Source organism: Kitasatospora sp. LaBMicrA B282 (genome assembly GCF_050325825.1).
Lineage (GTDB): Bacteria > Actinomycetota > Actinomycetes > Streptomycetales > Streptomycetaceae > Kitasatospora.
In genome coordinates this window covers 1-21,556 of sequence record NZ_JBNQTI010000159.1, presented here as the reverse complement: position 1 = coordinate 21,556, position 21,556 = coordinate 1, and the positions used below count along the sequence as shown (strand labels likewise).

At 76.4% G+C, this 21,556-nt stretch carries 16 protein-coding genes; 9 read left to right on the top strand and 7 right to left on the bottom strand.

Annotation, left to right across the window (positions count from 1 at the left end):
• Nucleotides 1-1,196, bottom strand: a 1,196-nt coding sequence (locus ACQRUO_RS31515) for an MGDG synthase family glycosyltransferase (RefSeq protein ID WP_428319530.1), incomplete at its 3' end; no start/stop codon positions are given.
• A 541-nt stretch (nucleotides 1,197-1,737) separates the two neighbouring features.
• On the opposite strand from ACQRUO_RS31515, the gene ACQRUO_RS31510 reads away from it, so the two are divergent.
• Together ACQRUO_RS31510 and ACQRUO_RS31505 are read left to right on the top strand one after the other, a co-directional pair.
• Nucleotides 1,738-2,115 (top strand): hypothetical protein, encoded by a 378-nt coding sequence (locus tag ACQRUO_RS31510; RefSeq protein ID WP_428319529.1) that lies wholly within the window; start codon nucleotides 1,738-1,740, stop codon nucleotides 2,113-2,115.
• A 70-nt stretch (nucleotides 2,116-2,185) separates the two neighbouring features.
• Nucleotides 2,186-2,809, top strand: coding sequence for a hypothetical protein (locus tag ACQRUO_RS31505; protein ID WP_428319528.1), 624 nt, complete (start codon nucleotides 2,186-2,188; stop codon nucleotides 2,807-2,809).
• A gap of 46 nt (nucleotides 2,810-2,855) precedes the next feature.
• Here ACQRUO_RS31505 and ACQRUO_RS31500 read toward each other — a convergent pair whose 3' ends face one another.
• From ACQRUO_RS31500 to ACQRUO_RS31480, 5 genes are all read right to left on the bottom strand, one after another.
• Entirely contained in the window at nucleotides 2,856-3,464 is a 609-nt protein-coding gene (locus ACQRUO_RS31500; RefSeq protein WP_428319527.1) for a response regulator, read from the bottom strand.
• Nucleotides 3,461-4,621 (bottom strand): sensor histidine kinase, encoded by a 1,161-nt coding sequence (locus ACQRUO_RS31495; RefSeq protein ID WP_428319526.1) that lies wholly within the window; start codon nucleotides 4,619-4,621, stop codon nucleotides 3,461-3,463. Before ACQRUO_RS31495 ends, ACQRUO_RS31500 begins: the two co-directional genes overlap by 4 nt.
• Before the next feature lie 260 nt (nucleotides 4,622-4,881).
• Nucleotides 4,882-5,325, bottom strand: a complete 444-nt coding sequence (locus ACQRUO_RS31490; RefSeq protein WP_428319525.1) for a hypothetical protein — start codon at nucleotides 5,323-5,325, stop codon at nucleotides 4,882-4,884.
• A gap of 133 nt (nucleotides 5,326-5,458) precedes the next feature.
• Nucleotides 5,459-6,778 (bottom strand): MinD/ParA family ATP-binding protein, encoded by a 1,320-nt coding sequence (locus ACQRUO_RS31485; protein ID WP_428319524.1) that lies wholly within the window; start codon nucleotides 6,776-6,778, stop codon nucleotides 5,459-5,461.
• Between the two features lie 63 nt (nucleotides 6,779-6,841).
• Nucleotides 6,842-9,718 (bottom strand): BTAD domain-containing putative transcriptional regulator, encoded by a 2,877-nt coding sequence (locus ACQRUO_RS31480; RefSeq protein ID WP_428319523.1) that lies wholly within the window; start codon nucleotides 9,716-9,718, stop codon nucleotides 6,842-6,844.
• Nucleotides 9,719-9,961: 243 nt separating this feature from the next.
• Here ACQRUO_RS31480 and ACQRUO_RS31475 point away from each other — a divergent pair, with 243 nt between their 5' ends.
• From ACQRUO_RS31475 to ACQRUO_RS31450, 6 genes are all read left to right on the top strand, one after another.
• On the top strand, nucleotides 9,962-12,832 hold the full coding sequence (locus ACQRUO_RS31475) for a BTAD domain-containing putative transcriptional regulator (RefSeq protein ID WP_428319522.1): 2,871 nt from the start codon (nucleotides 9,962-9,964) through the stop codon (nucleotides 12,830-12,832).
• A gap of 125 nt (nucleotides 12,833-12,957) precedes the next feature.
• Nucleotides 12,958-13,629: a hypothetical protein gene (locus ACQRUO_RS31470; RefSeq protein ID WP_428319521.1), complete on the top strand. Its 672-nt coding sequence runs from the start codon at nucleotides 12,958-12,960 to the stop codon at nucleotides 13,627-13,629.
• A 372-nt stretch (nucleotides 13,630-14,001) separates the two neighbouring features.
• Complete coding sequence (locus tag ACQRUO_RS31465) at nucleotides 14,002-14,859, top strand: LytR/AlgR family response regulator transcription factor (protein ID WP_428319520.1); 858 nt, start codon at nucleotides 14,002-14,004, stop codon at nucleotides 14,857-14,859.
• A 161-nt stretch (nucleotides 14,860-15,020) separates the two neighbouring features.
• A complete protein-coding gene (locus tag ACQRUO_RS31460; RefSeq protein ID WP_428319519.1) occupies nucleotides 15,021-15,383 on the top strand; it encodes a hypothetical protein in 363 nt (120 codons plus the stop codon).
• Nucleotides 15,380-17,155, top strand: coding sequence for a cation acetate symporter (locus ACQRUO_RS31455; protein WP_428319518.1), 1,776 nt, complete (start codon nucleotides 15,380-15,382; stop codon nucleotides 17,153-17,155). Before ACQRUO_RS31460 ends, ACQRUO_RS31455 begins: the two co-directional genes overlap by 4 nt.
• A complete protein-coding gene (locus tag ACQRUO_RS31450) occupies nucleotides 17,152-18,369 on the top strand; it encodes a histidine kinase (RefSeq protein ID WP_428319517.1) in 1,218 nt (405 codons plus the stop codon). The genes ACQRUO_RS31455 and ACQRUO_RS31450 overlap by 4 nt, the downstream gene beginning before the upstream one ends.
• Here ACQRUO_RS31450 and polX read toward each other — a convergent pair.
• A complete protein-coding gene (gene polX, locus ACQRUO_RS31445) occupies nucleotides 18,366-20,099 on the bottom strand; it encodes a DNA polymerase/3'-5' exonuclease PolX (protein WP_428319516.1) in 1,734 nt (577 codons plus the stop codon). The two genes, ACQRUO_RS31450 and polX, sit on opposite strands and share 4 nt — an antisense overlap.
• A 79-nt stretch (nucleotides 20,100-20,178) precedes the next feature.
• Here polX and ACQRUO_RS31440 point away from each other — a divergent pair, with 79 nt between their 5' ends.
• Entirely contained in the window at nucleotides 20,179-20,916 is a 738-nt protein-coding gene (locus ACQRUO_RS31440; RefSeq protein ID WP_428319515.1) for a class I SAM-dependent methyltransferase, read from the top strand.
• Nucleotides 20,917-21,556: the final 640 nt, after the last annotated feature.

Sequence of the window (21,556 nt, the reverse complement as noted above, 5' to 3'; positions counted from 1 at the left end):
GCGGCCGCGCACTCCTGCTCGCGCCAGGTGCGGGCCAGCTCGGTCACCACGGCGGCGGCCTGCCGGTGCTCGGGCAGCGGCGGCAGGTGCACCCGGCCGCGGGCGGCCTGGCGGGTGAGCGCGTGGGCCAGCTGCGCCGGGTCCTGCGGCCAGGGCGCCAGGCCGGAGCGGGCCAGGGTGGCCGCGTTGGCCCGGCCGTGGCCGGAGATCACCTGGTAGCTCACCGCCGGCAGCCCCGCGACCAGCGCCTCGGTCAGCGAGAGGCCGCCCGCGTTGTGCACCAGCACGTCCGCGGCGGCCATCAGCGCCGGCACGTCGGTGCGCCAGCCCAGCGCCACCACGCCCGGCTGTGCGGAGAGCCGCTCCCGCAGCCGGTCGTTGCGCCCGCACAGCACCACCGGCACCGTGCCCTCGACCGCCCGCAGCGCCCGCACCGCGCCGGGCACGTCGCCCAGCCCGAGCGAACCGGTGGTCAGCAGCACCATCCGGCGGTCGGCCGGCACCCCCAGCTCGGCCCGCAGCGCGGCGACGGCCGCCGCCGTGGGGCGCTCGGCGAAGGCCGCCGGCGCGAGCGGACCGGCCGCCGTCATCGGCACGCCGTAGCGCTCGCTGCCCTCGGCGGCGGTCGCCTGGGTGACGGTGAGGTGGGCGTCCAGCCGCGGGTGCACCCAGAGCCGGTGCGGGGCGGGGTCGGTCAGGTAGCAGACGGCGGGCGCCCGCAGCCGGCCGTCCTCCTTCAGCAGCCCGAGGCTCTGCGCGGCGAACGGGAAGGTGGTCACCACCACGTCGTAGTCCGCGCGCACCCACTCGGCCAGCTCCCGGGCCGCCAGCCGGCACAGCCGCAGGGTGAGCGAGCGCACCACCGAGTCGCGCTCCTCGTTGCGGAACAGCCACTCGAAGGCCCACGGCGTCCGGTTGGCGCTGAACTCGTAGCCGTCGCGCAGCAGTCGGCGGTAGCGGCGGGGCAGCGCGTCCAGGTAGTCGCGGCAGTCCGCGACCACTCCCTGTGCGGAGAGCCGGCGGACCAGCTCGAAGGCCGCGCCGTTGTGGCCGGCGCCGACGCTGCCGGTGATCACCAGCGCCCGCAACGGCCGCTCGGCAGGGGACCGCCACGGCTCGCTGGGCGGCGTGGCGGAGCCGGGCCGGAGCCGGGCGGGGGCGGGCGGGAGGAGCTGCTGCGAGGTGCTGCCGGGCATGGGGGATCCGCTCGACGAAGGACGTGGCGACGGCCACGCGGCCTGGGGACGGCGCAGCGCGCGGTCCGGTTCGGCCGGCCGCCGGCGCCTTGGCCCGTACCGTACTGAGCCGCCGGCGCCCGGCCCCACCGCCGCGGGTGAGCGCCGGGCGGCGGCTCGGTGAACTTCACCGCCCGCACCGGCCCACCGTGACCTGGGACTGAACCCCGGATGAAGCGCTGAACCCCGCCGGGCCGGCCAGCCGTCGTACGGAGTGCAGCCCGACGGCCGTCCGTCTCCGGGCGGCCGGCGGGAGCGCGCGCGACCGGTGCAGTGGCGACGACGAGGGGGAGAACGTGGAGCAGGGGTGTGTGCGACCGGCGGACCGCCGAGGGGGCTCGGGCGGTGCGGCGGCGGTGCGCGCGGCGGCGAAGGTCGGGGCGGGCCGCGCCACGGGTGAGCCGGTGACGCCGGTCCCGGCCGCCGGGTCGCCGGCCGGGAGGGCTGCCGACCTCTCGCAGGACGGTCGCGCCGACTGATGCACCGCCAGGACCACGGCAGCGTGACCACCACGGTCCGGCCGACCGCCGCGCTGCCCCTGCTGGCGGCCAACCCCGGGCTGGCCGCGCGCTTCAGCCGCACCCTCGAGTTCGAAGACCACTCGGTCGACGCCCTGGTGAACCTGGTCGAGCGGGCCGCCGCCGGCGACGGTTACCGGCTGGCCGAGGGCACCCGGGCGGCGCTGGCCCGCCAGCTCGGTGCGCTGCCCGCCGGCCCGGCCCACGGCAGCGGCCGGGCCGCCCGCACGGTGTTCGAGGAGATGGTGGACCGGCAGGCCTCACGGCTGGCCGCCCTCGGTGAACTGGGCGCCGCCGACCTCGCGCTGCTGGTCCCCGAGGACTGTCCGGAGATCGACACCGGCGACCAATGCCAGCGATGAATGCCGGCGATGAATGCTGGCGACGGATTTCAGCGATGAACGTCAGCGATGACGAGGCGAAGGAGTAGACATGGCGTGGTACCAGGGTCCCTGCCGGATCACCGTGGTCGGCGTCGAGGCCGACTGGCCGCAGCGGGCCGTGGTGACACTCCGGCCGAGCGGGCGCAGCATCGTGATCGCCGGCACCGTCGGGGAGTGCCAGGTGATCGAGGCGGAGAGCTGGGACCTGGCGGTGGAGCACCAGTACGGTGGCAGCTGGCAGCCCAACGTGCGTGCCGTGCAGAGCCGTTGGGAGGACGTCCGGGGGGTGGGCACCCAGCTGGTGCGCAGCAAGGACCAGGACTGGTCCCATGACCGTCGTCCCACCAACCTGGTGCTGAAGGTCGAGCGGATCACCCCCGGCACTCCCGCCGCGATCCCGGCGGTCGAGGCGGCCACGGTCCGCCGCCCCGGCGTCGAGTCCTCGCCCGGGTTCCGGGCCGCCACCTGGTCGACCCCGACCGTGCGGACCGCAGCCGGCGACGGCACCAGCAGTGCCGGAACCTCTACTCCGGGCCGGGTCGCGACCTCCGGCGGCAGCGCGGTGCCCGGCAGTGCGGCATCGGGCAGTGCGGCACCGGGGCGCCCGGCCACCTCGGGCAGCGCTGCGCAGGCGGGTCGCCCGGCGACGGCGGGCGGCGAGTACGCGCTGTAGCGGTCGGGCGCTGCGCGGCGGCGGGCGGTCGGCGGGGGCGTGGCGCTCAGAGCCACCCCCGCTCGTCCGCCACCCGCAGGGCCTCCAGCCGGTTGCGGGTCGCGGTCTTGGCGATGGCGGCCGAGAGGTAGTTGCGGACCGTGCCCTCGGAGAGGAAGAGCCTGCCGGCGATCTCGGCCACGCCGGCGCCGGAGCGGGTGGCATTGAGCACGTCGCGCTCACGGGCGGTGAGCGGCGAGTCCCCGGCGGCCAGGGTGGCCGCGGCGAGCGCCGGGTCGACCACCCGCTCGCCCCGCACCACCCGGCGGATCGCCTCCGCCAGCGCCTCGGCGGGGGCGTCCTTGACCACGAAGCCGACCGCACCCGCCGCCATCGCCCGGCGCAGGTAGCCGGCCCGGCCGAAGGTGGTCAGGATGACCACCCTGCAGTCGGGGACCACGGTGCGCAGCACGGCGGCGGCCGCCAGGCCGTCGAGGCCGGGCATCTCGATGTCCAGCAGCGCGACGTCGGGCCGGCGCTCCTGGGCGGCCTCGACCACCTGGTCACCGCGGCCGACGGCGGCGACCACCTCGAAGTCGTCCTCCAGGCCGAGCAGCGCGCACAGCGCGGTGCGGATGAGTTCCTGGTCGTCGGCGAGCAGGAGTCGGATGGTCATGGCGCGCTTCCCTCCGCCGGGTCGAGGGTGACCCGGCGCCGCCAGCCGTGCGGGTCGACCGGCCCGGCCGTCACCCGGCCGCCGGCTGCGGCGACCCGTTCGCGCAGGCCGGTCAGACCGTTGCCGGCGGGGGCCGGGGCGCCCACGCCGTCGTCGCGGATCTCCACGCTGGTGGCGGAGAGCAGCACCGTGCACCGGGTGGCGCGGGCGTGCCGGACCACGTTGGTCAGGCCCTCGCGGACCACCCAGCCGAACAGCTCCCGGTGCACCGGGGCGACCTGGTCGGTGGCCGTCGGCAGCTCGGCCAGCACGCCGGTGGCCCGCAGCAGCTCCCGGCCGCGGGCCAGTTCGGCGGCGAGTGTCACCTCCCGGTAGCCGGAGACGGCGGCCCGCACCTCGGTCAGCGTCTGCCGGGACAGCTCCTCCACCTCGGTGATCTCCTGGAGCGCCCGGGCCGGGTCGCTGCCGGCGGTGGCAAGTCGGCGGGCCAGGCCGCTCTTCACGGTGATCACCGTGAGCGAGTGGCCGAGCAGGTCGTGCAGGTCGCGGGCGATCCGGGCCCGTTCGGCCTCCGATGCCAGGTGGGCGACCTCGGCCCGGGCCTCGACCAGCGCGCGGTTGGTGGCGGCCATCTCGGTGAAGGCGTAGACGGTGACGGCGGTGAAGACCAACGCGATCGCCTGGAAGCCGCCCGGGCCCTGGTGCCAGGGCCGCACCGCCCACGGCACCAGCAGCGCGGCAAGGGCGCCGACGGTGACGATCAGGACCGCGTGCCGGCGCAGGAACCCGGCGGCGAACGAGACCACCATGGTGGCCAGGAAGAACGCGAACTCGTGGGCGAACGGCAGCTCGGCCAGGAAGAGCACGCCCATCAGGGCACCCAACGGGACCAGCCGGCGCCGGGCGCCGCGGATCGCCACGACGAACGCGAGCACGTAGACGGCCCCGAACGCCGCGGCGATCAGGTACCCGGCCAGCGCGGCCCCGCCCGTGGAGTACTGGGCCACGCCGACGATCGTCACGAACGGGTACACCAGCATGCCGCAGGCCAGCAGGATCCGCCGCCAGCCCTGCGCCCACCGCTGCGAGTCACCGGGCGGGGCGGCCGCCGGGGCGGGCGCGTCCTCGCTGCTCGGGGTGCCTGCGGTGTCCGCCATGGCCCGCACGCCAGGGCGTGTCTTTCGGATCACGCCGGGCGGGCGACGCCGGGGCACGCACCTCGACGGCTTCTCGTCAGTCGCCGATGCTCCGCATGGACTCCTTCCTCGGCGCCGCCGATGCACGCACCCGTGGGGGCACCTCCCAGCCGAAGGCTGGGGGAGCCGCCCGCTGATCCGACGTGATCCGAAAGACACGCCCTAGCACTGCCGAGCGACCAGTCGGGCCTGCGGGCGGGCGGGCGGACGGTGAAGCACGGTCAGGGCCGCGGGAGGAGCGAGCGGAACCGGCGGCCGTTGGCGGTCACGACCACGCCCAGCAGCAGGAGCCCGCAGCCGCCCTGCTCGACCTTGAACCAGAGCGGGAAGGTCCCGGGCAGTGCCAGGATGACCGCGATCGCCGTGACCATCACGGTGCTGATGATCCGAAGCCGGCGCAAGGCGCCGCGCGACCCGCGGGCCGCCCGGCGGGCGAGTGCGGTGGTCAGCAGCGCGCTGGCCAGCACGATGGTGCAGCGGACCCAGACCGCGGGGGTGACGACGGCGGTGTGCTGGCGCAGCACCACGATCGCCGCCAGGGTGGCCGCGCTGACCAGCAGGTAGCCGCGGACCAGCAGGGTGATCCGGCGGAAGGCCCGCCGGCTGTCCGGATGGTGGAGGGCCTCGTCGTGGCGTGCGACGGGCTGCTTCGCGATGACGTCCATGGCAGTCATGGTGCTCGCGGGCCGTGGGCGCGGGGCAGTGTGCCGGCCCACGGGGCGGCGATGACTTTTGTCATGGGAGCCGGTCCCGCCGGGCCCGGGTTGGCGCGTTCAGGCTGGTGAGCGGTGGGCGGGCTCAGCCCCAGTACGGTGTGCGGGCGTCGGGCATGCCCGCGCCGACCAGGGCGGCGAGGTCGAGGAAGGCCCGGCGGGTCCGGCTGCGCAGCTTGTCCAGCGCGAACTCGCCGCCGCCCGCCAGGTGGTCGTCGAACGGGACGACCACCACGCCGCGGGTGCGGCGCTCGAAGTAGGCGATCAGGTCCTCCACCCGGACGGTCCGCCCGTCGCCGCGCAGTTCGGTGATCACCGTGATGGCGCTCCGCACCAGGTCGGCGTGGCCGTGGCTGTGCAGCCAGTCCAGTGTGGTGTCGGCGCTGCGGGCGCTGTCCACGCTGGGGGAGGCGGTGATGATCAGCTGGTCGGCCAGGTCCAGGACCCCGGTCATCACGTCGTGCACCAGGCCGGTGCCCGAGTCGGTGATCACCAGGGGGTACTGGCGGGTCAGCAGCTCCAGCACCGTGCGGTAGTCCTGGTCGCTGATCGCGGCCGAGACGTCCGGGTCCGAGTCGTTGGCCAGGATCTCCAGACCGCCGGGGGTCATCGAGGTGTACCGCCGGATGTCCATGTACCCGGACACTCCGGGCAGCGCGTCGACCAGGTCGCGGAGGGTCCGCCCGGTTTCGGCGCGGACCCGGCGGCCGAGGGTGCCGGAGTCCGGGTTGGCGTCGATCGCGAGGACCTTGTCGGCGCGCTCGACGGCCAGCGTGGCGCCGAGGCCGAGGGTGGTGGTCGTCTTGCCGACCCCGCCCTTGAGGCTGAGCACGGCGACCCGGTGGCAGCTGTGCAGCGGGGTGCGGATCAGCTCCAGCTTGGCCAGGCGCTCGCGGTCACCGCTGCCGCCGCCGCGGGGCAGCAGCCGGCGCAGGCTGCGGGCCGAGCGCTGGGCGACGCGCTGGGTCGCGGGGCGACCGGGCGCGGGGGCGTGCGGGCCGGGTGGCGCGGGGGCGTAGGTGGGGCTGACGGGAGCGGGTGGCGCGGGCGGTGCGGGCGGTGCGGGCGTGGGGGTGACGGGAACGGGCGCAGGCGCGGGTGCGGGCGCAGCGGGCGCCGGGGAGAGGACGGCGGGCGGCTCGGGGGTCGCGGGCCGGGGCAGCACCCGGCCGGTGGTGAAGGCGGGGACGGGCGCGGGCTGTGGCGCCGGCACGGGCGGCTCGACGGGAGCCGGCACGGGCTCCGGCGCCTGCTGCGGCTCCGGCACCGGCGGCAGTGGCGCGGTGCCGAACCCGGCCTGCGGTTCAGTGGCCCAGCCCGGCGGGGTGTAGTCCGGTGCCTGGTCCCAATCGGCGGGGGCGGTGAGCTGCTGGACCTCCCACTCGGTTCTGCCTGTGCTGGTCACCGCTGTTCATCCTCCTGTAGCCGTCGCTCCACCTCGCACTACGGCTGCGCGACCGCGGACCGTTCAACCGGGCGGGCCCGAATTCCGCGGGTCGCGACGACCGGCCCCGGGAGCGCCCTCGATCGCCGCCAGCTGCCGCCGCAACTGCTCGAGGTGCGCCGGGTCGCTGCGCTGCTCGAAGAGCCCGATCGCGGCGCGCAGGTGCTCGGCCGCGTCGGCGGCACGGTCGACGGAGAGCAGGAACTCGCCGAACTGCTGCTCGGTCATGGCCTCCAGGGCGAGCGAGCCGGCGGCCCGGCAGCGGTCCAGGGTGGCGGTCCAGGCCGCCTCGGCCTCGGCGGACCGGCCGAGGCTCTGCAGCGCGTGCGACTCGTTGATCATGGCCGACAGGTGGAAGGTGGACTCGGGGTGCTCGGCCAGCAGGGCACGGACCTCGCGGGCGTAGGCGAGGGCGGTCTCCAGCCGGCCGCGCATCCCGTTCACCGCCGCGGCGTTGTTCAGCACCGAGGCGCCGGCCAGGCCGGCGTCGCCGGCCCGGACCACGGCGACCGCCCGGTCCAGCAGGTCCGCGGCCTCGTCCAGGTCGCCCTGGTGCCGAGCCACCACGGCCTGCATGGTGAGGATCTGGGCGTGCACGGCACCGTCGGCCGGGCCGGTGCGTGCGACGGCCGCCTCGGCCAGCGGGCGGGCCTCGGCCGGCCGGGCGGTGGCCAGTGCGCCCGCGGTGCGGGCCTCCAGCAGGGCGATGCCCAGGCGGTTGTCGGCGCGCCGGGCCGCCCGCAGACCGGCGCGCAGGCAGGCGAGCCGGTCGGTGAGCCGGCCCACGCCCTGGTAGAGGCCGTTGCAGAGCGAGGCCAGGCGCCAGGCGCGGTCGTCGCCGCCGTCCATCGGGTCGGCCGCCGCCACGGTGCTGACCAGGTCCCGGATGGTGGCCTCCTCGGCGGCGAACCAGGCGAGCGCGCTGCGTGCGTCCGGGAGCCGGGGCAGCGCGCGCGGCGGGTGGGCCGGCGGGGGCTGCGGCAGTTCGTTGCCGGGCTGCACCCGCTCGCAGGCCAGGTCGGCCGCCGTCAGGTAGTGGTCCAGCAGGCGGGTGAGGGCCGCCCGGCCGGTCTGCGGGCCGTGCTCGGTCAGCAACTGCCGGGCGAACAGCCGGATCAGGTCGTGCCGGGCGTACCGGCCGGGGGCGCTCTCGGCGAGCAGGTGGTGGGCGGCCAGCGCGCCGAGCGCGTGCCGGGCCGCGGCGGCCTCGGTGCCGAGCAGCGCGGCGGCCGCGCAGACGTCCACCTCGGTGCCCGGGTGGACCGCGAGCAGGGCGAGCAACTGGGCGGCGTCGGCCGGGAGGTGACGGTAGGTCAGGGTGAGTGCGGTGTGCACGCTGGCGGTGCCCTGGGCGTCCAGGGCGAGCAGCCGGGTGCGTTCGTCGGCGAGTTCGTCGACCAGGTCGGCGATGGTCCAGCCGGGGCGGGAGACCAGCCGGGCCGCGGCGATCCGCAGGGCCAGCGGCAGCCGGTCGCAGAGGATCACCAGGCGTTCGGCGGCGGCCAGTTCGGCCCGCACCCGGCCCGGGGTCAGCAGCCGCTCCAGCAGGCCGAGCGCGTCCCGGTCGGGCAGTGCGCCCAGGCGCAGCGCGGTGGCGCCCGCGGTGACCACCAGCTCCTCCAGGGTGGCCCGGCTGGTGATCACGGTGGCGCAGTGCGGGCCGGCGGGCAGCAGCATCCGGGCATCGGCGGCGGTGCGCACGTTGTCCAGCACCACCAGCAGCCGGCGGTCGGCGGTCTGGTCCTGGTAGAGCTCGGCGCGCGCGGCCGGGTCCTCGGGGATCGCGTCGTCCGGCAGGCCGAGCGCGCGCAGGAACCGGCCCAGGGTCTCGGCCGGGTCGGCGGGACCGGCCGGGTCGAAGCCGCGCAGGTCGGTGAAGAGCAGTCCGTCGGGGAAGCCCGCGGCCGCGCCGTGCGCCCAGTGCACCACGGTGGCGCTCTTGCCGGCGCCGGCCGGACCGATCACCAGGCCGAGGCCGCTGCCGGTGCGCTGCGGCCCGCACTCCTGGTCCAGCCAGTGCGACTCCAGGGCGCGTCCGACGAAGCCGCTCGGCCGCCGGGGCAGCCGGGTGCCGGTGCCGCCGCTGCGGGGCGCGGCGGCCGGTTGCGCGGCGGGGGCGCCAGGGGTGCTCGGGGCGGCGGGGGACAGGCCGGCGCCCGGGTGCGCGGCGCCGGCCTCGGTGCCGGGCAGCGACCGGTGCGCCGAGCGCAGGGCGGGCCCGGGGTCGACGCCCAGCTCGTCGGCCAGCCGGGTGCGCGCGTCCTGGTAGACGGCCAGCGCCTCGGCGTGCCGGCCGGCCTGGGCGAGGCAGCGGATCAGCAGCGCCACGGCGGCCTCGCGCAGCCCGTCGGCGCGCACCGTCTGCTCCAGCGCGGGGATCGCCGAGGCGCCGTCACCGAGCCGCAGCAGACGTTCGGCCCAGGCCTCCACCACGCTGGTGCGGGCGTCCTCCAGCCGGGCGGCCAGGCTGGTGGCCAGGACGCCCTCGGGCAGGCCGGCGAGGGCGGGGCCGCGCCACAGGTCCAGCGCCTGCCGGGCCAGGCCCGCGGCGGTGGCGTCGTCGGCGGTGGCGGGCAGCCGGGTGGCGAGGGCCGCGAACCGCGCGGTGTCGACCTGTTCGGGGTCACCGGTCAGCCGGTAGCCGGGGGCCTGGGTGTGCAGCGTGAAGCCGGTGCCGTCGAGCACCTTGCGCAGCGCGGCGACGTGCCCCTGCAGCGCGGCCTTGGCCTGGGCCGGTGGCTGCCCGTCCCAGAGCAGTTCGAAGAACCGCTCCACGGGCACCACTTGACCCAGTTCCAGGGCGAGCAGCGCCAGCACGGCCCGCCGCTTGGCACCTGCCACGGCCGCCGGGCTGCCGTCGCCGGTCCGCAGTTCGACCGGTCCGAGCAGCGTGATCCCCATCAATGCCCCTCACCCGCCGCTCGCTGCTCCTCAAGAGGGGACAGTCTAGTGGTGGCGGTTCATGACCAAAACGCCGGGTCAGCAGGGGAATGACGGGCATTGCGCGGAATGGGTGGGAGATGCGGCGGCGTGGTGGGGGCGGGGACCTCGGGGTGCGGGGGTCGGGTGCGGTGGGTGAGCTGCGAAAATCGCCGGGTAGGCTCATCCGGTCCCTACTCGCCGGTACGTTGTCATGGAGCACGTGTGCAGGTCCTGCTGCTGGGTCCCATCGCGCTCTGCGACCCCCACGGCACCGCGGTCGAGACCGGCGGGCCGAAGCGCCGCGCCGTGCTGGCCGCCCTCGCACTGGAGGCGAACCGGCCGCTGAGCGTGGCCCGCCTGCTCGACCTGGTCTGGGACGGCGAGCCGCCGCCGCAGGCCCGGGCCGCCCTGCACGGGCACATCGCCGCGCTGCGCAAGGTGCTGCCCGCCGGCCTCGACCTGGAGACCGTGCCGAGCGGCTACCGGCTGCAGTGCGCCGCGGACCTGGTGGACAGCCACCGCTTCGAACGGCTCTACCGGCAGGCCCAGGGCAGCACCGACCCGGCCGAGCGGTCCCTGCTGCTGCAGCAGGCGCTCGGACTGTGGCGGGGCAGCGCGATGGCCGACCTGCCGGGCGGCACGTACTTCCGCGAGACCTCCGGCTGGCTCTACGCCCGCCGGCTCGCCGTGCTGGAGGCCTGGGCCGACTGCGAGCTGGCCCGCGGCCAGGGGGCCCGGGTGGTGCCCGGTCTGGAGGCGGCGGTGCGGGCCGACGGGCTGCGCCAGGGGCTGATCGCGGCGCTGATGCGCTGCCTGGCCCAGGCCGGCCGGCAGGCGGAGGCGCTGGAGACGCACCGGGCCGCCACCGCGCGGCTGCGCGACGAACTCGGTTCCCGGCCGGGCCCGGTGCTCCAGGGGGCGCTGGCCGAGGTGCTCTCCGGCGAGTTGCTGGCCCGGGTCGCCGACCCGGGCCACCCGCTGGGCACCCCCGCGACGGCGCCGGCTCCCGTGCCGGTGCCGCCTGCCGCGTCGTATCGCGCTGCGTCGTATCCCGCGGCGTCGGCTCGCACAGCGTCGCCCGCGGCGGACCGTGCCGGGACGCTGCCTCCCGCACCGGCCGCCCGGCCCGCGCTGCCGCCGGCACCGGGCACACCTGTCCCGCCCGCGTTGCCCGTCACCCCCGCCCCGCCCGCCCGCGCGGCCCGGCTGCCCCGCCCGGTGCGCCTGGTCGGCCGGGCCGCCGAGACCGCCTGGCTGGACGAGATCACCCTGCCGCGCCCCGGCGAGGTGCCGCTGGCCGTGGTGGTGGGCCCGGCCGGCGTCGGCAAGAGCGCGCTCGCGGTGGCCTGGGCGCACGGCGTCGCCGACCGGTTCCCCGACGGCCGGCTCTTCGCCGACCTGCGCGGTTTCGACGAGGAGGACCCGCAGGACCCGCAGGACGTGCTGGTCGGCTTCCTGCTGGCGCTCGGTGCGGCCCCCGAGGAGGTCCCGGCCGCCGCCGAGGCCCGGGCCGAGCTGTACGACCGGCTCAGTCACGGCCGCCGGCTGCTGCTGGTGCTGGACAACGCCCGCTCGGCCGAGGACATCCGCCCGCTGCTGCCCGCCGGCGAGGGCAGCGCCGTGCTGGCCACCAGCCGCGCCGCGCTGCTCGACCTGGTGGCCCAGGACGGCGCGGCCTGGCAGGCGCTCGCCCCCCTGCCGGCCGGGGCCGCCACCGAACTGCTCGCCGCCACCGTCGGCGCGCACCGGGTGGCGGCCGAGCCGGCCGCGGCGCGCCGGCTGGCCGAACTCTGCGACCACCTGCCGTTGGCGCTGCGGATCTGCGGGTCCCGGCTCGCGGTGCGCCCGGGCTGGACGCTCGGCCAACTCGTCGCCGAGATCGAGGACGAGCAACCGGGGCTGGCCGGCCTGGACTCCCACGGCGCCGTCGGCATCCACTCCGCGCTCACCCTGACGTACCGTCAACTTCCGCCGCACTCCAGTCGGTTGCTTGCCCTGCTGGGGCTCTACCCGGGGGTCGAGATCACCCCGGGGCTGGCCGCCGCACTGCTCGGCGCCGACCTCGGCCAGGCCCGCGCGGCACTCGGCAGCCTGGCGGTCTACCACCTGATCGCGGAGGAGTGGCCCGGCCGCTACACCTGCCCCGGGCTGGTCCGCCGCTACGCGCGCGACCTGCTGGCCGAGCACACCACCCCCGGCGAGCGGCACGCCGCGCTCGGCCGGCTGCTCGACTACGCGCTCTCCGCCAGCGCCGCCGCGCTGCAGCCGCACCAGGTCTACCCGTGGCGCACCGAGTGGCCGGAGGGCGGACTGCTGCCCGGCGTCCGGGAGTGGAACTCGGCCGCGGAGGCCCAGCAGTGGTTCGAGCAGAACGAACCGACGCTCCGCCACCTGATCCTGGACGTCGGGCCGGCGGGCTTCCACCGGCACGCCTGGCGGCTGTCCGAGAACCTGCACAACTTCTACGTCCGGCGCGATCCGCACGGGCACTGGCCCGAGGTGGCGGCGGCCGGTCTGCGCGCCGCGCAGGCGTGCGCCGACCAGGCCGCGATCGGCCGGCTGGAGAGCCAGGTCGGCCTGGCGCTGGCCGCCAGCGGGCAGCCGGCACAGGGCCTCGCCCGGGTCGAGCGCGCGCTGACCGTCGCCGCCGCCGCGGGCGACCTGCGTGACCTGTGCGTGGGCCAGGTCCGGCGGGCCGTCTGCTTCGCGGCGCTGCGCCGTTCGCCGGTGCAGATCCGCACCTGCTGGGAGGCGGCGCTGGGCCTGGCCCGGGCGACCGGGGAGCGGCGGGTCGAGGCCGCGGTGCTCCAGCAGTGCGCGCAGGCGGCGCTGGACTGCGGTGACCCGCAGGAGGCGGTGCGGTTTGCCGCCGAAGGGCTGCGGCTGGACGACGTGTACAGCCAGGAGGTGCGGCTCTGGCTGCTCCTGGTCCAGGCGCGGGCCCGGCACGCGCTGGGGCGCGCGGACCAGGCGCTGGCGCCCGCGCGTGCGGTGCTGGCGGAGTGCGCGCAGCTCGCCGACGGCACCCTCGTGCACCAGGAGCTGCTGGTGCACCAAGCCCGCACGCTGGTGACGGACCTGACGGGGGAATGAAGCCGCGACGCGGGGAATGAACCCGCGCCGGTGTCCGGTCCGTTCCGGGTGGTGCCTGCCCGATCGATCGGGCCATTCCGGTGGCATCGGCACCACCCTGAACCAGCGACAACTGGAGCACCCATATGACTCGCAAGAGGGCCGCGGTCGCGCTCGGCGCGGTCGGCCTCGCCGCCTCCGTGATCGGCGGCGCCGGCACGGCCTACGCGTGGGCGCCCGGCAGCGTGAAGCTGTCCGGCACCTGCCTCGACCAGCCCGGCACGATCCGGCTGACCGTGACGAACAACGACTCGCACGGCGGCGACTTCACGCTGAGCAACGACAAGACCGCCGACACCGTCCGCGGCTCGGTCAAGGGCCACAGCACCGCCGACGAGACCGTCCCGTACGCGGGCGCCGGCACCACCTGGACCATCGCCTTCGACAACGTCGACGACGTGCACTCCACCTACACCACGGTCGCCGCGCCCACCTGCATGCCGGCCACGCCCACCCCGACGCCTACCCCGACGAAGTCGGAGAGCCCGTCGCCCACCCCGAGCGTGACCGCGAGCGTGACGCCGAGCCACCCGGCCACCAGGACCCCGACCCCGTCGGCGACCCCGAGCCACAGCGCCCCGGCCTCGCCGTCCAGCGCGGCCGCCGTGCTGCCCAACGCCAGCGCCTCGACCGGTGGCAAGTCGCTCGCCTTCACCGGCGGCGGCAGCGACAGCGGCCTGCTGGCCGGCGCCGGTGCGGCGCTGCTGCTGGCCGGCGGCGGCGTGGTCTACCGGACCCGTCGCGCCCGGCACCGCTGACCGGACGCCCGTCCCAGCTGCGCCGGCCCGCCCGGGCCGGCGCAGCGGCGCTCCCGGCCCCGCCCGCCGCCGCTCCGCCCGGCAACACCGCAGGTCGCGCCCGCTGGCCCCGGCGGACCTTCACCCAGGGCCTGTCTTCAAACTCCCGCCTGCGGGGCGACGCCGGGGCACGCGCCTCGACGGCTTCTCGTCAGTCGCCGATGGCCCCCAGCCTTCGGCCGGGAGGTGCCCCCACCGCATGGACTCCCTCCTCGGCGCCGCCGATGCACGCACCCGTGGGGGCACCTCCCAGCCGCCAGGCTGGGGGAGCCGCCCCGCCCGCCCTCCGGGCGGACGACGGGAGTCTGAAGACAGGCCCTAGAATCGACCGCCATGCTGCGTGTACTGGCCGTGGACGACGAACCCCCGGCGCTCGAAGAACTGCTCTACCTGCTGCGCGCCGACCCACGGATCACGCTCGCCCACGGTGCGGGCGACGCCACCGAGGCGCTGCGCCGGATCGGGCTGGCCATGGAGCACGGCAACACCGGCGACCACCGGCTGGACGCGGTCTTCCTCGACATCAACCTCCCCGGCCTCAGCGGCCTGGACACCGCGCGGCTGCTCTCCGGCTTCGCCGAGCCGCCGGCCATCGTCTTCGTCACCGCGCACGAGGGCTTCGCGGTGCAGGCCTTCGAGCTCAACGCGGCCGACTACCTGCTCAAGCCGGTGCGCCGCGAGCGACTCGCGGAGGCGGTGCGCCGGGTCTGCCCCCCGTCGGGCCCGCCGGCCGGGACGCCGTCGGCGCCCATCGGTGCACCGGCGCCGACCCCCGTTCCGGCTGCCACCGCGGCGGACGCCGGGCCGCCGACCGGAGCCGCCGCGGGTTCCGCCGCCGCCGTGGTCGCGGTGCCGCCGGCCGCCGCCACCGACCCGGCCGAGGAGCTGGGGATCGCGCCCGACCAGGTCGACTACGCCGAGGCCCAGGGCGACTACGCCCGCCTGTACTCTGCCGGCGGCAGCCGGTTGGTCCGGGTCCCGCTCGGCACCCTCGAGGAGCACTGGCAGCCGCACGGCTTCGTCCGGATCCACCGCAGCTACCTGGTGGCCCTGCACGCGGTGCGCGAGCTGCGCTCGGACGAGGGCGCGCTGAGCGTCCTGGTCGGCGACACCGCGCTCGCGGTCAGCCGCCGCAACGCCCGGGCCCTGCGCGAGCTGCTGATCCGCCGCGCGGTGGGCGAGCGGGGGTAGCGCGTGTCCGGTGGGTGCTGCCGGGCGCCTCGGGAGGCCCGCCGTTACCGGCGGGTACCCCATGGCGTCGGCCCTGGCACCCCTGCGTATGCTGGGCAATTCGGTCAGCGGCGCGGAGGGGAAGACGAGTGGGTGCACCAGGGCCCCGTCCCCGGCGTGAAGTGATCACCCGGGACTCCGCGGTCGGCCGGGCCCCCGCCCTGTCCGCGCTCGCCCCCCGACGCCCCGAGCCGCCGCGCGCCCCCGACCCCGCCGAGCGGGCCGCGGCCGCGCTACGGCGCAGCCAGTTGCGTGCCGCGCTCACCGCGGGCGCCGTCCTGGTCCTGCTGCTGGGGCCGCTCCCGGTGCTCTTCACCGGCCTGCCGGCGCTCCCCGCCACCCGACTGGCCGGCCTCCCGCTGGTCTGGCTGGTGCTGGGCGTGGCCGTCTACCCGGCGCTCTGGCTGATCGGCCGCTGGTACGTCACCCGCGCCGAACGGAACGAGGCCCGGGCCGACCACCCCACCGCCGGCGGTGCACTGTGAGCGGGAGCTACGCCGTCCTCGCCGTGCTGCTGGTCGCGCTCGCCACCGTGCTGGTGGGCGCGCTCGGCCTGCGCGTCTCGCGCACCACCTCCGACTTCTACGTGGCCTCGCGCACGGTCCGCCCCGGCCTGAACGGCGCGGCGATCAGCGGGGAGTACCTGTCGGCCGCCTCCTTCCTCGGCATCGCGGGCCTGGTGCTGGCGCACGGCACCGAGATGCTCTGGTACCCGGTCGGCTACACCGCCGGCTACCTGGTGCTGCTGCTCTTCGTGGCCGCCCCGCTGCGCCGCTCCGGGGCCTACACGCTGCCCGACTTCGCCGAGGCCCGGCTGGAGTCGGCCCGGGTCCGCCGGGTGGCCGCCGCCTTCACCCTCGGGATCGGCTGGCTCTACCTGCTGCCCCAGCTCCAGGGCGCGGGGCTGACCCTGCGGGCCGCGACCGGCGCGCCCGGCTGGGTGGGCGGGGTGCTGGTCGCCCTGGTGGTCACGGCCAACGTGACGGTCGGCGGGATGCGCAGCATCACCTTGGTGCAGGCCTTCCAGTACTGGCTCAAACTGACCGCGCTGCTGGTGCCGCTGCTCTTCCTGCTGCTCGCCTGGCACGCCGACGGCGCACCGGCCGCGCACCAGGGCCGGCCGGTGCTGGTCCGGGACAGCGTGGTGCGGATCGACCAGCAGGTGCGGGTCCGCACGGCCGAGCCGATCCGGCTGACCGCCGACGGCACGGTGGACGGCCGCACCTACCAGCACGCCGCCTTCACCCTTCCGCCCGGCGTGCACACCCTGGGCGCCGGCACCCAGCTCGACCTGCCGGCGCACACACCGGTGCCCACGCCGGTCGACGGGTCGGCCGGCTCGCCGTGGGGCCGCCCGCTGACCGCGACCGACGAACCGCACCCGCTCTACGCCGCGTACGGGCTGATCCTGGCCACCTTCCTCGGCGCGATGGGACTGCCGCACGTGGTGGTGCGGTTCTACACCAGCCCGGACGGCCGGGCCGCGCGTCGCACCACCCTGGTGGTGCTGGCGCTGCTCGGCGTCTTCTACCTGCTGCCGCCGATCTACGGCGCGCTCGCCCGGATCTACGCCCCCGACCTGGTGCTGACCGGGCAGACCGACACCGCGGTGCTGCTGCTGCCCGAGCGGCTGATCGGCGGCACCGGCGGGGCGCTGCTCGGCGCGCTGCTGGCGGGTGGGGCGTTCGCCGCCTTCCTCTCCACCTCCTCCGGGCTGGCCGTCTCGCTGGCCGGGGTGCTGGACCAGGACGTGCTGCCCCGGTCCGGGGTGCGCGGCTTCCGGCTGGCCACCGTGCTGGCGCTGGCCGCGCCCACCGCCTGCCTGCTCGCCGCCCCCGACCTGCCGGTCGCCGACACGGTCGGACTGGCCTTCGCGGTGGCCGCCTCCTCGCTCAGCCCGCTGCTGGTGCTGGGCATCTGGTGGCGCCGGCTGACCCCGCCCGGGGCGATCGCGGGCGCGGTCACCGGGGGCGGGGCGGCGCTGGTGGCGGCGCTGGGCACGATGGCCGGCTGGTGCCGGGGCGGCTGGGCGCAGGCCCTGCTGGCCTGGCCGGCGGTGTGGAGCGTGCCGCTCGGCTTCCTTGTGATGGTGCTGGTCTCGCTGGCCACGGCCGACCGGATCCCGCCCGGCACCGCCGCCACCATGGCCCGGCTGCACCTGCCCGAACCGCCCCGCCGCCGGCCGGGGCCGCCGCACAGCCGCTCCGCCGACGCCGGGGCGGGACGACCGGACCGGAGAGCAGGCGTGAGCCGATGACCCACCTGCTGCTGCTCGGGCTCACCGCCCTCGCCTGCCTTGGCTGCCTCGCGCTGGGCGCCGCCCTGCAACGCCGCGCCGACCGCGCCCGGCGCCCGGCCGACCCCGACCTCGCCACCCGGATCGAACAGACCACCTTCCACACCCTGCACACCGCGGCGCTGGCCGCCCCCGCGCTGCGGGGCGGGCTGACCGAGGACGGCGCCGGCCCGGCGGTGCAGCGGCTGCGCCCGCTGCTCGGCGCGCCCGCGCTCTGCCTCACCGACCGCCACACCGCGCTGGCCTGGGACGGGCCGGGCGAGCAGCACCGGGCGGCGGCGGGCACGACGGTGGCCGGGGTGCTGGCCGAGGGCCGACCGCGGCTGGTCGCGGTGGAATGCGCCGACCCGTCCTGCGAACTGCGCTGGGCGGCGGTGGCGCCGCTGCGGGTCGACGGCCGGGTGAGCGGCGCACTGGCCGCCTTCGGCCCGGCCGACTCGCCGGTGCTGCTGCGGGCCACCGAGGAACTGGCCCGCTGGGTCGGCGGGCAGCTGGAGCTGGCCGAGCTCGACCGCTCGCGCAGCCGGCTGATCGAGGCCGAGCTGCGCAGCCTGCGGGCCCAGATCTCGCCGCACTTCGTCTTCAACTCGCTGACCGCGATCGCCTCCTTCGTCCGCACCGACCCGGACCGGGCCCGCGAGCTGCTGCTGGAGTTCGCCGAGTTCACCCGCTACTCGGTGCGCCGGCACGGCGACTTCACCACGCTGGCCGAGGAGCTGCGCTCGATCGACCAGTACCTCAACCTGGTCCGGGCCAGGTTCGGCGACCGGCTGCGGGTCACCCTGCGGGTGGCGCCCGAGGTGCTGCCGGTGGCGCTGCCCTTCCTCTGCCTGCAGCCGCTGGTGGAGAACGCGGTCAAGCACGGAATCGAGGGCCGCCCGGGCACCGGGCGGATCACCCTGACCGCCGACGACGCGGGCGCCGAGGCCGTGGTGGTGATCGAGGACGACGGCGCCGGCGCCGACCCGGCGCGGATCCGGGCGCTGCTGGCCGGGCAGGCCGGGCCGGGCGACGGGATCGGCCTGGGCAACGTGGACGAGCGGCTGCGGCAGGTCTACGGCGACGGGCACGGGCTGGTGGTGGAGACCGCGGTGGGGGCCGGGCTGAAGGTCACCGTGCGGATCCCGAAGTACCACCCGGGCGTGCGGGTCAGCGCACCCGTTGAGACCCCCTAGTCCCCTTCACCGCTGGTGGCGCGCAGGAAGCGGCGCAGCCGGGTGAGCGGCCAGGTGTTGATCACCTCGTCGGGGGTCACCCAGCCGCGCTGGGCGGTGCCGACGCCGTAACGCAGGTTGTCCAGGTGCGGCACGGCGTGCGCGTCGGTGTCGAGCGCGAACCGGACGCCGTGCCGGCGGGCGGCCAGCAGCTGGTCGTCGGAGAGGTCGAGGCGTTCGGGCGAGGCGTTGATCTCCAGGGCGGTGCCGGTCCGGGCACAGGCCGCGTAGACCGCGTCGAAGTCGGCGTCGACGGGCGGGCGGCGGCCCAGCATCCGGGTGCTGGGGTGACCGATGACGTGCACGTGCGGGTTCTCGCAGGCGCGGATCAGCCGGCGGGTCTGCTGCTCGCGCGGGGCGGTGAAGTGCGAGTGGATCGAGGCGACGCACAGGTCGAAGCCGGCCAGGAACTCGGGCGGCCAGTCCACCCCGCCGTCCGGGTCGATGTTCAGCTCGGTGCCGTGCAGGATCTTCATCCGACCGAACCGTCCGGCGAGCTCGGCCAGTTCGGCGCGCTGGTCGAGCATCTTCCGGTCGGTCATCCGCTGCATCGACAGGTTGGGAGCGTGGTCGGTGACGGCGTAGTAGCGGTAGCCGCGTGCGGCCGCGGCGGCCAGCATCTCGGCGGCGGGGGCCAGGCCGTCGGTCAGGTCGGTGTGCGTGTGCAGGTCGCCGCGGATGTCCGCCTCGGTGACCAGGGTGGGCAGCTCGCCTGCCAGCCCGGCCTCGATCTCGCCGCGGTCCTCGCGCAGCGTGGGCGGGATCCAGGGCAGTCCGAGCGCCGCGTAGACCTCCTCCTCGGTCTCCGATGCCAGCTTGCGCCCGCTCTCGACCTCGAACAGGCCGTACTCGGAGAGCTTGAGGCCGGCCTTCACGGCGCGGGCCCGCAGCTTGATGTTGTGCGCCTTGGAGCCGGTGAAGTACACCAGCGCCGCGCCCCAGTCCTCCGGGGGCACCACCCGCAGGTCCACCTGCAGGCCCTTGCCGGTCCGGATCGAGGTCTTGGTCGGCCCGCTCACCAGCACTTCGGCGGTGTCCGGGAGCCCGGCGAAGGCAGCCGTCAGCGGGCCGGAGTCCGCGGCGGCGGCCAGTACGTCCAGGTCGCCCACGGTCTCCCGCATCCGGCGCAGCGAGCCGGCCCACTCGCAGCGCACGCAGCCGCGGACCCGGCCCAGCTCGGCCACCAGCTGCTCGGCGAGTTCCCGGGCGGCGTTCAGCAGGGTGCGCCCGCCGCCGCTGCGCAGCTGTTCGATGCCGTGCAGGATGTTCTCCGCGGTGCGCGCCCCCAGCCGCGGCAGGTCGTTCAGCCGCTCCTCCGCGGCGGCCCTGACCAGCTCGTCCACGGTCGAGATGCCGAGTTCGCGGTAGATCACCGCGGCCTTCTTGGGACCCACGGTGGGGATCGCCATGATCTCCCGCACCCCGGCCGGGATCTGCCCGCGCAGTTCCTCCAGCGCGGCGATCCGCCCCTGGTCGAGGTATTCGGTGATCTTCCCGGCGGTGGACTTGCCGACGCCCGGGATCTCCAGCAGGCCCTTGGCGTCCAGCGCGGCCAGGTCCTGCGGATAGCCGCCGACCGCGCGGGCGGCCTTCTCGTAGGCGCGGGCCCGGTAGGCGTCCCCGCCGGTGAGCAGCAGCAGGTCGGCGTACTCCTGGAGCAGCGCCTCGACCTCGTCGTTCCGCCGGGCCATACGGCCAGTCTAGGCAGCGCGGACCGACCCGGTCGGAAAACCGCTGGGCACGGACGGCCACCGCTCCGATACTGCTCGGGTGTATTCGAATGATGACGCTGCGGCGCTCTACGACCTGTTGAACCCCTGGGAACCCGGCACCTGGCCGGCGGACACCTTCTACGGGGAGCTGGTGATGGCCGCCGACTCGGTGCTCGACGTCGGGTGCGGGACCGGGACGATGCTGCACTGGGCCCGGGAGCAGGGGCACGGCGGGCGGCTGGTGGGGCTGGACCCGGACACCGCGGCGCTGGCCCGGGCACGGCGGCGGGCGGACGTCGAGTGGGTCGAGGGTACGGCGGCCGCGGCGGACCGGCTGGGCGGCGGCTTCGAGCTGGCCGTCATGACGGGTCACGCCTTCCAGTTCCTGGCCACCGACGAGGAACTGCGCGCTTCGCTGGCCGGCGTGCACGCGGCCCTGGCGCCCGGCGGCCGGTTCGCCTTCGAGACCCGGCACCCGCAGGCCCGGGCCTGGGAGCGGTGGAACCCGGCGAACGGCTCCGACCTCACCGACCACGCGGGGCGGGCGCTGCGGGTCTGGCACACGGTCGAGTCGGTGGTGGACGGGGTGGTCACCTTCACCGGGACCACGGCCGACCCGGACGGCACGGTGCTGCGGGTGGACCGGGCGAGTCTGCGCTTCCTGACCGAGCCCGCGCTGGACCGGTTGCTCGCCGAGGCGGGGTTCGCGGTCGAGGCCCGGCACGGCGACTGGGACGGCAGCCCGGTGTCCGGGACCAGCCGGGAGCTGATCACCGTCGCCCGGCGGGTGGCCTGAGTCACCCTCCGTGGGTGCGGTGGCGTGCCCCAGGTCACCTCAAATGGGGCATATCGGGCGGTTGGCTGGTGACGGTGCTCACGCGGTCGGGGGGTCTACGATCGGGAATAGTTGATCGTTTCCGGGGGCTTGGTGGCGGATTGCCGGGATTGGGATGGTTCGTCGGGTTTGGGCGAGTGGGGGTGGGTATCGGGGCTGGTCAGGCGGGTGCGGCCCGGGTTCGGATGGGGTGGGTTTGTGGCTGCGGGGGGTGGGTATCGCGTGCGCCGGGTCGGCGGAAGGGGGCCCGCGCACTACGAGGGAGGGTCGTACATGGGGGGTCTTGGCGGCGGCGGTGGGCCCGGCTAACAATTGCCGAGTCGCCAGCTGCGGCAGCGGGATCCCCCGCCGTCGCAGATCCGTACGGCCCCCGCCCCAGGCGGGAGCGCCCCGGCAGCGCGCACCCCCCAACGCCCCGCGTGGCCCCGCCACGCTCCGAGGGCGCCTGAACGGGGGAACGCGAGGCCCCCAGTCGATTGAGGACGAACTCTCCCATGCCCGTGATCACCACCCGCATCCGAAAGTCCGCCGCCCTGCTCGCCGCCACCGCCGGCCTGGTCGGCCTCGGTGCCGCCGTGGCCCCCGCCGCCTCCGCCGCCAC